12 protein-coding genes and 1 pseudogene are annotated in these 13,680 nt (G+C 45.8%); 3 read left to right on the forward strand and 10 right to left on the reverse strand.

The genetic code is table 11. From position 1 onward, the window contains the following. Window positions 1–80: 80 nt before the first annotated feature. Window positions 81–470 carry a globin domain-containing protein gene (locus PAV_RS26360; protein ID WP_005551163.1) on the reverse strand — a complete coding sequence of 130 codons (390 nt, stop codon included), beginning with the start codon at window positions 468–470 and terminating at the stop codon, window positions 81–83. A 537-nt stretch (window positions 471–1,007) separates the two neighbouring features. Here PAV_RS26360 and ylbJ point away from each other — a divergent pair. Beyond that, entirely contained in the window at window positions 1,008–2,291 is a 1,284-nt protein-coding gene (gene ylbJ, locus PAV_RS26365; protein ID WP_051135233.1) for a sporulation integral membrane protein YlbJ, read from the forward strand. Window positions 2,292–2,411: 120 nt separating this feature from the next. Then, complete coding sequence (locus PAV_RS26370) at window positions 2,412–3,248, forward strand: NAD kinase (RefSeq protein WP_005551167.1); 837 nt, start codon at window positions 2,412–2,414, stop codon at window positions 3,246–3,248. A gap of 136 nt (window positions 3,249–3,384) precedes the next feature. Here PAV_RS26370 and PAV_RS26375 read toward each other — a convergent pair whose 3' ends face one another. Further along, window positions 3,385–3,990 (reverse strand): YutD family protein, encoded by a 606-nt coding sequence (locus PAV_RS26375; RefSeq protein ID WP_040736942.1) that lies wholly within the window; start codon window positions 3,988–3,990, stop codon window positions 3,385–3,387. Between the two features lie 259 nt (window positions 3,991–4,249). After that, window positions 4,250–5,152, reverse strand: a pseudogene (gene lipA / locus PAV_RS26380) (lipoyl synthase); the annotation flags it as partial. A 158-nt stretch (window positions 5,153–5,310) separates the two neighbouring features. Here lipA and PAV_RS26385 point away from each other — a divergent pair. Then, entirely contained in the window at window positions 5,311–6,408 is a 1,098-nt protein-coding gene (locus PAV_RS26385) for a M23 family metallopeptidase (protein ID WP_005551172.1), read from the forward strand. A 166-nt stretch (window positions 6,409–6,574) separates the two neighbouring features. On the opposite strand, the gene yunB is transcribed toward PAV_RS26385, so the two are convergent. The 7 genes from yunB to PAV_RS36585 form a co-directional block, all read right to left on the reverse strand. After that, entirely contained in the window at window positions 6,575–7,558 is a 984-nt protein-coding gene (gene yunB, locus PAV_RS26390) for a sporulation protein YunB (protein WP_005551173.1), read from the reverse strand. A 99-nt stretch (window positions 7,559–7,657) separates the two neighbouring features. Beyond that, complete coding sequence (locus tag PAV_RS26395) at window positions 7,658–8,056, reverse strand: DUF3021 family protein (RefSeq protein ID WP_005551175.1); 399 nt, start codon at window positions 8,054–8,056, stop codon at window positions 7,658–7,660. Between the two features lie 3 nt (window positions 8,057–8,059). Further along, window positions 8,060–8,515, reverse strand: coding sequence for a LytTR family DNA-binding domain-containing protein (locus PAV_RS26400; protein ID WP_005551177.1), 456 nt, complete (start codon window positions 8,513–8,515; stop codon window positions 8,060–8,062). A 319-nt stretch (window positions 8,516–8,834) separates the two neighbouring features. Next, on the reverse strand, window positions 8,835–10,436 hold the full coding sequence (locus PAV_RS26405) for an S-layer homology domain-containing protein (RefSeq protein ID WP_268599806.1): 1,602 nt from the start codon (window positions 10,434–10,436) through the stop codon (window positions 8,835–8,837). A 269-nt stretch (window positions 10,437–10,705) separates the two neighbouring features. Next, window positions 10,706–11,557 (reverse strand): hypothetical protein, encoded by an 852-nt coding sequence (locus tag PAV_RS35585; RefSeq protein WP_193373016.1) that lies wholly within the window; start codon window positions 11,555–11,557, stop codon window positions 10,706–10,708. Window positions 11,558–11,658: 101 nt separating this feature from the next. After that, complete coding sequence (locus PAV_RS35590; protein WP_005551182.1) at window positions 11,659–13,098, reverse strand: fibronectin type III domain-containing protein; 1,440 nt, start codon at window positions 13,096–13,098, stop codon at window positions 11,659–11,661. A gap of 407 nt (window positions 13,099–13,505) precedes the next feature. Then, window positions 13,506–13,676: an alpha/beta fold hydrolase gene (locus PAV_RS36585; protein ID WP_238555926.1), complete on the reverse strand. Its 171-nt coding sequence runs from the start codon at window positions 13,674–13,676 to the stop codon at window positions 13,506–13,508. Between the last annotated feature and the right edge of the window lie 4 nt (window positions 13,677–13,680).

A 13,680-nucleotide genomic window follows, 5' to 3' on the forward strand; every position in this document is an offset into this window, starting at 1 on the left:
GATTATGTCGAGTCATACGAAGTCCATTGAAAACGACACCATTATGGAATACATGAGCCGTTCTGTTAAGAAGCAACAAATCAGGCCTCGTCATTCGTATTAATAAAATGATAGGCTGGTCCTGACAAGCGATCTATGACCATTGTCGCAAGCCCTGGCTCCATATTTATTTCATGAAGCGCTTCCCGCATGCAGCCTAACCATGCATCTGCGCGCTCACGCGTAACCGGAAACGGCAAATGCCGCGCCCGCATCATCGGGTGCCCGAACTGATCTGAATAGATCGGAGGTCCTCCAAAAAACTGCGTCAAGAACATAAACTGCCGTTCCATTACAGGTTCAATATCCTCTGGGAATAAAGGCGCAAGCAAAGGATGAGCCTGAACTCGTGGATAGAAAGCTTCAACCATCTTCCGCACCGTTGCCTCTCCACCGATTGCCTCATATATCGATTGACTATACCGTTCCATAATCGCTCCTATCTATTCCATGATGCGGCTGCAACCAGCAGCCGGTACATAGGCAATGAAGTAGTCCATGTTCAACACTTTATTACAAACGAGCAGAAGTTTCAATCAATTGAGCGATGAACACATAAATAAGAACACAAAAAAACGCTGAGCATCTGTTCAGCGTCCGGACGTAGCGGTATTATATTTTCTTACTTAACATTTACCAATCTTCTTCTGGAGATCCCATTAACGACTCTCGAATGACATATACAAAAGCACATACGAGGATGCCTGCGATAATGCTCATTCCAATCACCCCTAACGATCGGATACGCATAATTCATCTTTCTTTATTTTAGTGTACCATAATGTTTCCCAAAAAAACACGGAGAAATGCAAGCGTTTCCTTTACGTTTTGATTACAGAATGAAGACAAAATTGTATCACGGCCGCAGTGTTCGAAAGGAGAACTGCATGATTGTTGCCCCTTCATCATATGTTGGTATAGCAGTGGTCGTCCCATTGACTGAACATAACAGAGGGAGTGAATTAGCAATGAGCCGCCCGCGGACAAGCTCCTCCATGCTTATCACGTTCATCGCAGCAGCAATTAGCATGTTTATTTTATTGATGATGATATATCCAAATACCGTTTTAACCGCTTCTACACGGGGATTGGCCATATGGTGGGACGTTTTGTTCCCTTCCCTGCTCCCATTCTTTATTATATCCGAGGCATTGCTTGGTTTCGGCATTGTACACTTCATCGGCACGCTGCTCGATCCAATTATGCGCCCAATGTTCCGTATTCCTGGAATTGGCGGCTTCGTGGTTGCGATGGGGTTCGCTTCCGGGTATCCTGTTGGGGCTAAGCTAACGACGCAATTGCGGCTGCAAAAGCTAATCTCCCGTGAAGAAGGAGAACGTCTCGTTGCCTTTACTACTTCATCCGATCCTATTTTTCTGATTGGTGCCGTCTCCATTGGCTTCTTCGGCGACGCTCGGCTCGCCCTCACCATCGCCCTTGCACATTATGGATCCGCATTCGTCGTTGGGCTGCTGATGCGATTTCACGCTCCGCAAGCTCCAATGACTCCATTAACATCATCAACCGAACTTACTGCACCTGACGGCCAGTGTACAAAGAGATCTTCCATACTGATTAGAGCGTTCTGGGCCATGCATGTGGCGAGGCAGAAGGATGGCCGCTCCCTAGGAACGTTATTGCAGGAGGCTGTTACCTCTTCCTTGAAGCTTATGATCGTAGTGGGCGGTCTCGTCGTATTCTTCTCCGTCGCATTGGACTTATTAACTGTGATTGGTGTTATGCATACATGGGAGGCAGTGCTCCAATGGTTCCTTCGAGCCGTTCACCTGCCCCCTTCTTTATCCTCTGCCTTCTCCGGCGGAATATTCGAGGTTACACTTGGGGCTAAGGGGGCTGGAGCAGCAGGCTCTGCCGGTATGCATGCACAGGTGGTTGCTGCTGCATGGATACTATCATGGGGCGGACTGTCTGTGCATGCACAAATCGTCAGTATTATGAACCAGTGTGATTTAAGATATATGCCGTTCTTGTTGTCTCGGCTTGTCCACAGCTTACTTGCAGCACTTGCCGCCTTTATTTTATATCCGCTGCTGCATTTAAGCACCGTGCAGTCTCTGCTGCCTGCTTGGCTTTCGAGCTCCCGCCACTCCATGCAAACATTGAAGATATGGGATATGGCATGGTCAGCTACGCAGACCGGACTTATGACTGCAACAATTTTGATCGGCTTATTAAGCGCTGCCTCTGCAGCTATCGTACTGCTTCGATATATGCGCCGAACCAGCAAATAAGATGACCTTGGCACTGATTAGATGAAATGGCGATTGTATTCCCGCTGTAGAACGTATAATATGGAATTGGATATACTCGTTATAAATCTTAATGAATAGCAGTGCAAAGGAGCCAACGCCTTGAAGTACGCAGTAATGAACCGGGGAGACGACGTATCAGCCGCATTGGCCGATACGTTCCACCAACTGGCCAACGCTCGGGGCCTAGTCCGTGATGATGACGAACCGAATATTGTATTGTCTATAGGCGGAGACGGCACGATGCTTCAAGCGTTCCACCGATACATCAATCAGCTTGATCAGCTGGCATTCGTGGGCATACATACCGGCCACCTCGGATTTTACGCCGATTGGAAGCCAGATGAAATTGAGATGCTCGTACAGTTGATCGCAGAAAATCGATCTCAAGACCAAATCTCACCGCGCATCGTCAAGTATCCGTTAATTGAATTGCAGTTAGACGCAGATGACTCCGAATACTGCAAGACATACATCGCCTTAAATGAATTTACGCTTAAAGGGGTAGAAAACACGCTCGTCGCACAAATTGATATTAATGACGAGCTGTTCGAAATGTTCCGCGGAGATGGGATATGCGTGTCTACCCCATCAGGAAGCACAGCATACAATAAGAGTCTTGGCGGCGCTATGGTGCATCCTTCTATCGCATCGTTACAGCTTGCTGAAATTGCGTCCATTAACAACCGTGTGTACCGTACACTCGGTTCATCGCTCATTTTGCCAAAGCACCATCATTGTGACATCCATTCCCGAAAGAAGCAAAAGCTGCTCCTTACGGTCGATCATATCAACATACCGCTGGAGCAATTGCGCTCCATCCGCTGCCGGGTCGCTGATCAGAAGGTGACATTTATCCGATATCGTCCGTTCCCATTCTGGAATCGGGTAAGAGAAGCCTTCCTCGGTTATGATGAGCACGGCTGCTATAACGTATAGATCTCGACTTCGATTCCCGCTGTTCTGTTGGAACGGTGGGGCATATTTGTATTCTAACTTCGTTGAAATATAAACGGCACCCCTATTCATTTCTAATGAATAGGGGTGCCGTTTATAGCTATGATCTTCTTCGTTTTTAGGAACGCACTTCTTTAGGCGTGCGTTCTCCCCGCTCTGCCCGCTCCTTCGGTTCCGCAGCCGCCCTAGGCTGCTGACCAGAAGGATTCGCTGCGCCGCCCTTGCCATTATTCTGCTTGTTGCGGTTGCGAGAATGACGAGGCTTGCGCTCAGATGAGGATGGCTTTTGTACAGGATCTGTCACCGCATCTTGATTAGATTGCTTCGGCTGCAGCGCGATTCCTTGCTTCGGTTGCTGCGGCAGATCCTCAGTAGGCGCTTCCAATGCTGCTGCACCTTCCTGTTCTGCTTCATCTCCTTGCTCGCCAGCCGTTCGCACACGGGCATCCTTATTGCCTACCTTCTCCAATATGAAATAGGCACAGCCAAAATTGCAGTATTCATTAATGTAATCCATCATTCCGGACAGGGCCGTATCCTTTGTGGATTTCGCATGAGTGTCACGGAAGAAACCTTTGAGGCGAAGCTGATTGTAGCCCCAATCCCCTAGAATGTAATCATACCGTTCCAGTACTTCACTATAACGCCCCTTGAATGCTTCTGGATTCCATGCGTTTTTGTACTCATGAATGACTTCGTACGATCTGCCTCCAATTTGAATCACGTCCGTGATTCCCCCTTCCCCTGCCATAGCAGGCTCAAGCACGAACGGAGGAGCGCGCTTTATCGAGGTTGTTTCGAAGAGGCCTGCATGCTCCTCTCATCCCGATTGCCACTGCCTTCTCCTTATAAGTATCGCAAGCTGCACTCATAAGGAGTCAGGGTGTTTCGAGTAGATCCAATCTTCTTGCTGCTGGACATCGGCTTCTCGAACGGGCACTCATTAGGCGAACTCCGTCTCATACCCATCGACTCGCCGCTGCTTATGCTTGTGCGGTCATTGACTTATGAGCGGACTGGACTTGTTCATGCGCATGGTAGGAACTGCGTACGAGCGGTCCCGATTCCACATGGCTGAACCCACGCTTCAATCCTTCGTTCTTCAGCTCTGCAAATTGTTCTGGAGTGTAATATTTCTCGACGTACAAGTGCTTCTTCGTCGGCTGTAAATATTGCCCAATCGTCATGATGTTGCAATCAACGGCACGAAGATCGTCCATTGTCTGCAAAATTTCATCCCATTCTTCTCCTACACCAAGCATGATGCTGGATTTTGTAGGAATGTTCGGCTGCATTTCCTTTGCACGCTTCAACAATTCGAGTGTACGCTCATACTTCGCCTTCGCACGTACACGGTCGGACAACCGTTCAACCGTCTCGACGTTATGATTGAGTATGTCTGGCTTCGCATCCATTACCAGCTTAAGCGCATCCCAATTGCCCATGAAGTCGGGGATCAGCACTTCCACACTGCAGAGTGGCAACCGGCGACGAATCGCACGTATCGTCTCTGCAAAGATCGATGCTCCTCCATCTTTCAAATCGTCTCTGGCTACGGATGTAACGACACAATGGCGCAAGCCCATGCGCTCTGCAGCTTCTGCTACGCGTTCTGGCTCCTGCAAGTCCAATTCCGTCGGCATGCCGGTATTAACCGCACAGAAGCGGCAAGCACGAGTGCAGATGTCGCCCAAAATCATAAACGTCGCCGTGCGGTTCGCCCAACATTCATAGATGTTCGGACAACGTGCTTCCTCGCATACAGTGTGCAACGTTTTGGAGCGCATCATGTCTTTGATCTCGGAATAGTTCTCTCCCGTAGTCAGCTTGATGCGTATCCAATCTGGTTTCTGCTTCTGCTCTCTCGTTTTCATGGAGTCTACCTTCCTTCTTGTTCGCTTAACCTTGACCTAATTCTGTATTATACCATGAACCCTTCAAAATCTATACCTGCGTGTCCATTGCTTGGATAAAAAGGCCATTTACGCACATTCTAACATTAAATCGACCTTTTCAGGTATGGAATAAGGAGGAAATTTGCGTCATGAGACAAGCTCCACCCTATATATGTGCAGGACTTGCCTTGTGGATAGGGCTAATAGCACCATTCTCAGCAATTGTAACTCACGCAGCTCCGTCTAATTCAGAGCAGCTGAAAAAGCAATCCGGACAGCATTCAGGGATTGAAAAAAATTCTAGTCAATCATCGGCTCCAGAAGGGGCTGTATGGAAAGAAAGACGCGATTTGTACGAGCAAATATCGATACTGACCGGAATCCCTTGGTACCGCTTAGCTGCCATCGATCAGTATGAGCGTGCATTGACGAAGGCAAACCCAAAGCAGCGCAAGCATCCGGACAGACTCACAGGCATATATGTTGATCCGCTTAAATGGGTTGGCATGATGAATCCAGACATAAACGATAACAATCCTAAATCCATCTCTTTATTTCGTGGAATCGGGCGTGATGGTTCCGGTGACAAGCGTGCGGATTCCACGAATGATGTGGACTTGCTGTATAGCGTCGCTTCGCGAATTGGCGCTTATGGACCGAATGACGAAGATTTTGGCAATGGACTGTGGAATTATTATACAAATCCACGCGCGGTTCAGCGTGTCCAGCAGTATGCGCGAATTTTCGAGCATTTCGATAAATTGGATTTGTTCGAGTACACCTTCCCATTGCCTCTTGGAAGCTCCTACTCTTATCGAAGCACCTTTGGAATGGGACGGCATTACGGGGGATACCGTATTCACGAAGGCACCGATATCTTTGCCGGGTATGGTGTGCCTGTGCGCAGCACCTGTTACGGCATTGTCGAGGTGAAGGGCTGGAACCGTTACGGCGGCTGGCGGATCGGCATACGCGATCTGAATAACATTTACCATTACTACGCCCACTTGTCTGGCTATGAAAAAAACATTAAGGTCGGCGATATCGTTACCCCTGGACAAACGGTAGGGTGGGTCGGCAGCTCAGGCTACGGCAAGCCAGGGACATCTGGCAAATTTCCTCCCCATCTCCACTATGGGCTGTATCGGGATCGAGGGCTTGTGGAATATGCATTCGATCCATTCCCGCTTCTGTATCAATGGGAACAGTCAGACAAACGCAAGCGGATGAAATCTAATCGGCGTTAATGAAACACCTTATATGGAAGCAAAAGGGCACACCTGTCGACTGATGCCGATGGAACGTGCCCTTTCTGTTAGTGATTTCACTTCACCATATGTCGCGATGTTCGCAGCCGCCATTTTCTCCGATATCTTATACGTTTCTTCATTTGGATGCACCAATGTTTCAAGACTAGCCTTCGTGACCGCCTTGCTGTACCTCACCGGTATCAGCAGGAGCTGGCGGGGCATGTGGTTCTATTTGTGCAGGAACAGTTATTCCTCCCTGTTTGCTTCCTAAGCTGCTACCGCTCCCTACACTGTTTGGAATCGACTGCATAGGCAATGACAAGGCAGGAGCCTTCTCTCGATTCGCTCCCACCGGCTGCCCCTTTCCGTCATAATAGTACATCGGAACATCACCTACGACGAGCAGATAAGAAATAGGGATTTGCGTCTCAACCACTTCTGGTTCCAAATCAAAAGGAATAACGATCGCAACTTCTTCCGTTACTTTAATATACACCTCAACCAATACCATATTGATGCCAACATCCATTGGGCGGGTATTCAGTTCCACCTTAACCGCACCTTGCGGCTCCATCTTAACCGGAATCCGCGGGCCAAAGGATGCGATCAACGGGCTGCCCAACGCTTGACCCAGCGGAATCTTGTCACTAATTTCATGGATGTTTTTTAGAGATGATTCTACGATATCCACTGTTTCTGAGGTAATTCGCATATGCTCGTTGTAATTGAGAACAAAGCTCGTCACCTTGCCGCGAGAATCTGTCTTCCACTCAATAAGCTTATCCAGCTCTCTTCCCCGCATCACTTGATCAGTAATCGCTCGATTAATGGCCTGCGTCGCAATTTGCTTCACACGAATTTTGGCCAAATGCATAAGCGGCCCCTTTACATTTCGATCTACATAGACGAATAATTGCACCGTCAACAGTGTAAAAATCACGAGCGCAATAAAAAAGGCTCTACGCTTCCGCTTCGGCTTCGATTGTCTGCTGCTCCATCCTGAAGCGCTCTTTGCATCTACTTGAACCGCTGTAGACCTGCGTGGGCGCCACCCCGATGCTTTCCATCCTGTGCGACGTCTGCTCCAGGAAATTTTCGGCCATCTCCATCGCCGTGCGCGGAACCCGCTCGAACGCCACCTGTTCACATCCGATTCCCCCTTCCGGTCGGTGCAACGAGCAGCCTGTACGTTTTCAGTGTATGCTTGCCCCGAGGAAAAAAGAAGAAGCCGTCTGAGCGAACACGCCTATTTCAACTGTTTATTGATCTCATCGCATATCTTTTTATAACGATAGTGATCAATCGACCAGAATACTGCAAAAATGAGCAGCCCCACTCCTAAGTTGCGGACAATAGCCTGCCACTCCGAAGTTAGAATCAACGAAGCTCCAATAAGGATACCTATAATAAGGAATATTTGAAGCGCACTCTTCCACATATACGGTATTTTCTGAATCGAATACACATAGGAAGTGAGGCCGGAGCATATACCAATGCCTATACAAGCTGTCCAATATTTCATAAACTCAGCAAACGCATAGGCTACAAGCTCATTCTCCATGGTTGTAAACTGCCATGCCTGTACATACATCACCAGACTGCCCATCAGCATTCCTAACATCATAATCTTCCATATTTTAGGCATCACTTATCCCCCCATAATTTTGTGCCGAAGTGCCTTAATGTATTGTCTTGAAATGTATACGGACTCCGCACCATCCCTCAGCTTAGCTAGAAAAGGGGTGCCCAATGTCGGCTCAATATGCGCAATATTGCCGATGTTGAGAATGACCGATTTGGAAATGCGCATAAATCGATCCTGCGGGAGCTGCTGCTCCAACTCATACAGGCGAAAGCTAAGTCGGTACTGCTTCCTGCCTTGAACCGCATACACATAGTCACCCTGTGTCTCGAAATAGGAGATATCTTTTACATCCAGCACATATTGCCGATCCTCATCTGTTCCGATCATGTGCCGAAGCGTGGACTGCTGCAGCAACTGAATTTGTTCGAGCAGTCGCTGTATTTCTGCATCCAGCACACGGCTTCGAATGATGATTTCATCTTCTTCAATGCTCTCATCGATTTGAACCCTAATTTTCATCTCGTCCCCCCCTTCGACATCATTATATAACGGAGATCTGGGAAATTGAGGATAACAAGGGTTACTGATTACATTCCTTCGATAAGTGGTTAAAGTAAAGGGGTGATCCTATGCCTGCATTTATAAAAAACAACCTGTAAATGGATCATTTTCGTAATCCATCATGCAGGTCGCAATTTCACTTTATATTATTTCATCTTGATAAATGCATATTTGTACTCTATCTGGCCTTATGTATCATAATCCGATGAATAACACCAAAAAGAGAGCGTATATTAGTACACTCTCTCCTTACTAAAAATAAATATTTTCTCATTTTCTAAAATTGCAAATTAGAGTATTTCCACTGATTATCTAGGGCCTTCCATACATCATTCGTTTCAGCTCCCACATACCAGTAAGCGAACCCAGCCACATTGCGGCTGCTTGCCATTGCATACTTTGCAGCAAGCGAACGGCTGTCCTCCGCCCAAACTTGATGTCTTGCCCCGCGCTCTATGAAATCTGCTACGTATTGCGATGTCCGGTCATCCCACTTTGTCTTGCGCGTGCGCAGTAACTCTCCTTGCTCAATTAAGGTTAGTTCACGGGAGGTTACGCTTTTTCCGCTTACCGTCCAGTCCCGTGAATAGAAGGGGAAGGCGGTTATCACTTTATGAGACGGCACTGATTTCAACAGCTTGTCGAGTGCTCGCTGCAGCCATGGCAAAGAAGACACAGAACCCGCCGTTGGCGCTCCGTCCCAATGCTCATCGTACCCCATTAGCACCATGTAATCCGCTGATTTGCCGAGAGCAGCATAATCGAACGCCTCCGTCCAATCTGTACCCAAATCAGGAGACACATCGATAGACAAAACCGCATTATTTTGATGCAGCTTAGCAGCCAATTCCGACACAAATGCAGTTAAGGCCTGTCTGTCCTCCGGACGAACATTTTCAAAATCAAGATTCAAACCATTCAGTTTATACGTCTTCACAAAACCGATAAGCTTCGTAATAACTGAGGTCTTCTTCGTCGGATTGGTAAGCACTTCATGTGTCAGATCCGCATTGAAACGGTTCCCCACAAGCGCCCACACCTGCTTGCCATTGTTCTTGGCCCATGTCAGAAGCGTCTTATCTGTCTGATCAGTCACCGACTCCTTGGCATCGAGGAAATACCATCTTGGTGAAAGGGTATTAACGGTTGATCCGGACACTTTCGAGATATATTGCTGAGTCGTCAGCTCATGCTTCCACCCCATCTCAATTCGCTTCGGCGGAGCTTTTGTCAATGCTTTCGACCAATCCGGTCGCTGAAGAGCTCGATTCAATACAACAGCCGTTTCTTGACGTGTCAATGAATCATTCGGTCGAAATCCTTCCTCGTCACCATTCATCAGTTTCAGCTTTTGCATGACGCTAACATACGGTTTCGCCCATTTCGCAATTTGAGAGGCATCTGGATAGGACAACACCCCAGAATCAGTCTTTGCAGATTGCTTAAATGCACGTACGATAATCGCTGCGGCTTCTTGCCGGGTTACGGCCTGCTGAGGCTGGAAGCTCCTCTCTCCTGTTCCCTCCACCAAATGCAGCAATGAACCAGCTTGCACAGCCCCATAATACCAAGCGCCGCGCGTAACGTCATCATAGGCTGGAATATCGCTTGCCACGGGCTGCAGGTTGAACATTCGATTGACCATCGTGATGAATTCTGCCCGGCTCACAGATCTCTCCGGCTCATATAATCGGTTACCGGAACCCGTCACAATGCCTTTCTTATACAGATTGATGATATCTTGCTGTCCGTAAAGCCCAGTAATATCATCGAAGGGCAGTCCTGTGCTTTTCGACTCTCCCCATGCCAGACCTCCGGTTATAAACATAGCGGCAATAGCTGTTAATATGACAATTTTACGTCGTAGAGTCACTTCCATAGCCTCACTTTGCTAGAGATAAAAGATGATATAATGCGCTATCTTCCATCCTAGCAAAAAAAGACTTTTTCATAGATACTAAAATATTGGAAATTCAATTACATATTTGTATGTTTATAGGACTATACTACGTATGAATACGTATTTCCTACATAGAAAACAAGGAGTAGATCTCATATTAAACAAAAAGAGCCACTCGGGAGATAGTCTCCTTACATGGCTCTGTCACTATACAACATTCACTATTGAATTATATAAACTAAGTATTATTAATATTCTTCTTCTGGATAATGCGGCTGCGGCTTATTTTCATTCTGATTTCCAGTTTCTTTGTCTGGGGTCGATCCGTCAGTGTCATATCCATTGACTTCAAATGTAATAATCTTGTCGAAGAAGACATAATCTTTCCGGTTCTTGAATGGCCCTTTATTATTGTTATGCTTGTCAAATGCGAACATAACCTTTCCGTTTCCAGAAGCACGTCCTTCGTACCAATTGATGAATGCTTCTACTTCCGCCATCGACAGGTCGTATTCCTTTTGAATACCGTTGTTTAGCGTAATGAAAAGCAGTGCACGGCTGCCAGGTTCATTGTTACCTGGATCAGGATTTGTAGGATTTGTAGGATTTGTAGGCGTTGTACCGCCAGACTTCGGAGTTGCAGATGCTTCATTGGATACTGAACCTTCAAATGTTCCGTATAGCGAAGCAACGATATAATAATATGTTGTTCCGTTGGTAACAGATGTATCTGTATACGTGTACGTACTGCTCGTAACAGTAGCAATTGATGCATACGAGCCACCTGCAGTTGTACTCCGTTTTACATTATAGCCCGTAGCGCCTTTAGCGACGTTCCAATTCAGAACAACTTTTTTGTCGCCACCAGATGCAGTTAATTGAATTGGATCAAGAGTAGGCTCCTCTTCGCCTGTACCGAAAACGTTCCATTCGTAAGGATAAACAGTAGCCCCTGTTTTTGACTTTAGAACGACTGTTGACACATTTTTAATTGGTTCAGGAAGAGTTTCTACTTCCTTATTTTTAGTGGCATCGTAGGCAAGTAGAATATTATTTTGCTCATCATACAATTCCAGGGTCACTTCACCTTGAGCATTCACAATAAATGAAGATATTTCCTTAGGCATTTTAAATGTATACCAAACATGTTTACTCTTACCCAGTGATGTATAGGTGGCTTCCTTGTTATCTGTTATTTCTCTTATTTTTCTTTTGTATCTCCAATAACTGGACCTGCGTTAATTACTAGACTATCCAACAAACCACCGGTGTATTTTGTTGCTGACGGCATGATGCTGCTTTCCGGAGAGTTTTTACTTTCGCCAGCTTCATTAACTGCTGACACAACATAATAGTAGGTCGTTCCGTTTATTACAGACTTATCCGTATAAGTTGTACCACTAATATTGGCTACAAGTAATGCATACGGGCCACCTGATGATGTTGCTCTTTTCACATTGTAGAATTTTGCAGCTGTTGTATCCCAATCTAGCTTAACAATTTGATCTCCACCGTATATCCAGTTAATCTTCGTTGGTACTGGTGGGGTCGAAGGCTTTCCAAATAAATTCCATTCATAAACATAAGCAGTCCCCGGTTTCCCTTTCACTACTACCGTTGACACGTTTTTAACTGGTGTAGGTAGTGTCTGAACACCGTTAATATGTAATGGAGTATAGGAATATAACAAATTGTAGTTGTTATCATAAAATTCAATATCGACACTATTATCATACTTTATTACGACTGAATTTATTTCTGTTGGCTTGTTAAAAGTATGCCAAACGAAAGTCTTATTGTTAATGCCAACATATGTTGATTCATTGTTATCCGTGATTTCTTTTACTGTGCTTGTTGGATTGTTAATGCTTGTCCCCATATCGATTGCAAGTCCGTCAAGATAGCCACCGGTATATTGCGTCGCATTTGGTTTAATATTCTTCTGCGGTGAATTAACACTTTCTCCCGCTTCATTGGCTGCAGTCACTACATAAAAATATTCAGTTCCGTTAGTCACTGTGTTATCGGTGTACGTTGTATCAGCTATATTACTTGCCAACAAGGAATACGGGCCACCTGATGATGTGGATCGCTTTATATTGTAAGACTTCGCTGCAGTAGATACCCAGTCCAATCGAACAAACTTATCCCCACCCTGAATCCAGGAAATCGTTGTAGGTGAAGGAGGTGCTGATGGTATTTCGAATAGATTCCACTCATAGACATAAGCAGTAGCAGCAGATTTCAATACAACCGTAGAAACATTTTTAACTGTTGCAGGTAGTGTTTGAATACCATCAATTTTTAACAGGCTATAATTTGAGATCAGATTACTTTGATCATCATAAAATTCAACAGTAATTGCACCGTCATATCGCAAAACTAGTGCATTTATATCCTTCGGAGAAGGGAATGTATACCAAGCTAAGTTTTTCCCCCCCATCGAAATATATGACGAGAGATTATTATCTGTCGCTTCCGTTACTGGTTTCCCTTGCCCAATTGCAGGCCCGACCTGAACTGGCAGACTATCCAATAGTCCACCCGTAAATTGATTCGCTGCTGAAGCTTTAACAGGACTTAATACAACGAGTCCGATGATAAAAGCTAGCATGAGAATTGGCAATCTCATTTTTCTCATTTCTGTTCCCCCTAGTTATAAATAAGTTAGCTCCATCCTCCATCCACCCATAGCCAAGTTATTTGTATTTTTATGTATTTGTTTTGCTATGAATTTAACGAATGGGATTAGCAGGAAGAATATATCACAATTTCCCCTCCCTACACCAAACAGTAATTAACAATCAAGGGGGATAATTCATATTTATTTTCCTTGTTCTCAAATTCTTCAAATCTATCACGATCATTTCACTTACTGTGTGTGAAAGAAGAACAAAAACCACAGAAGGTATAATTCTGTGGTTTTTGTGATTTGTTAGCAGCAAGAATTATATAACACCAGTGTATAAATCACGGGAATAAAATAATTAGTAATGAGGCAAAAGCAGCTATGCCGTCACACTGACTATGCTCGTTGGACCGCCGATTTTAGACCAACGAGGTGCTAGTCGACACTTCAACAAGAAAGGAAATGACAGCCTCATTAAATGCTGCAGCGGAATCCGCACTGAAAATATGTGCGGCGCCCTGAATCTCAACATAACGCGCATTCGGAACACGATTCGCCATGAGCCGGTAAACAGCAGCTGGAGGCGACATAAGA

The sequence above is a fragment of the Paenibacillus alvei DSM 29 genome (assembly GCF_000293805.1).
Lineage (GTDB): Bacteria > Bacillota > Bacilli > Paenibacillales > Paenibacillaceae > Paenibacillus_B > Paenibacillus_B alvei.

Excerpts from the sequence above, each read along its gene's own strand:
- PAV_RS26360 (WP_005551163.1), bottom strand. The coding sequence starts at position 470 with ATGGAACGGTATAGTCAATCGATATATGAGGCAATCGGTGGAGAGGCA.
- ylbJ (WP_051135233.1), top strand. The coding sequence starts at position 1,008 with ATGAGCCGCCCGCGGACAAGCTCCTCCATGCTTATCACGTTCATCGCA.
- PAV_RS26385 (WP_005551172.1), top strand. The coding sequence starts at position 5,311 with ATGAGACAAGCTCCACCCTATATATGTGCAGGACTTGCCTTGTGGATA.
- PAV_RS26395 (WP_005551175.1), bottom strand. The coding sequence starts at position 8,056 with ATGCCTAAAATATGGAAGATTATGATGTTAGGAATGCTGATGGGCAGT.
- PAV_RS26400 (WP_005551177.1), bottom strand. The coding sequence starts at position 8,515 with ATGAAAATTAGGGTTCAAATCGATGAGAGCATTGAAGAAGATGAAATC.
- PAV_RS26405 (WP_268599806.1), bottom strand. The coding sequence starts at position 10,436 with ATGGAAGTGACTCTACGACGTAAAATTGTCATATTAACAGCTATTGCC.
- PAV_RS35590 (WP_005551182.1), bottom strand. The coding sequence starts at position 13,098 with ATGAGAAAAATGAGATTGCCAATTCTCATGCTAGCTTTTATCATCGGA.
- PAV_RS36585 (WP_238555926.1), bottom strand. The coding sequence starts at position 13,676 with ATGTCGCCTCCAGCTGCTGTTTACCGGCTCATGGCGAATCGTGTTCCG.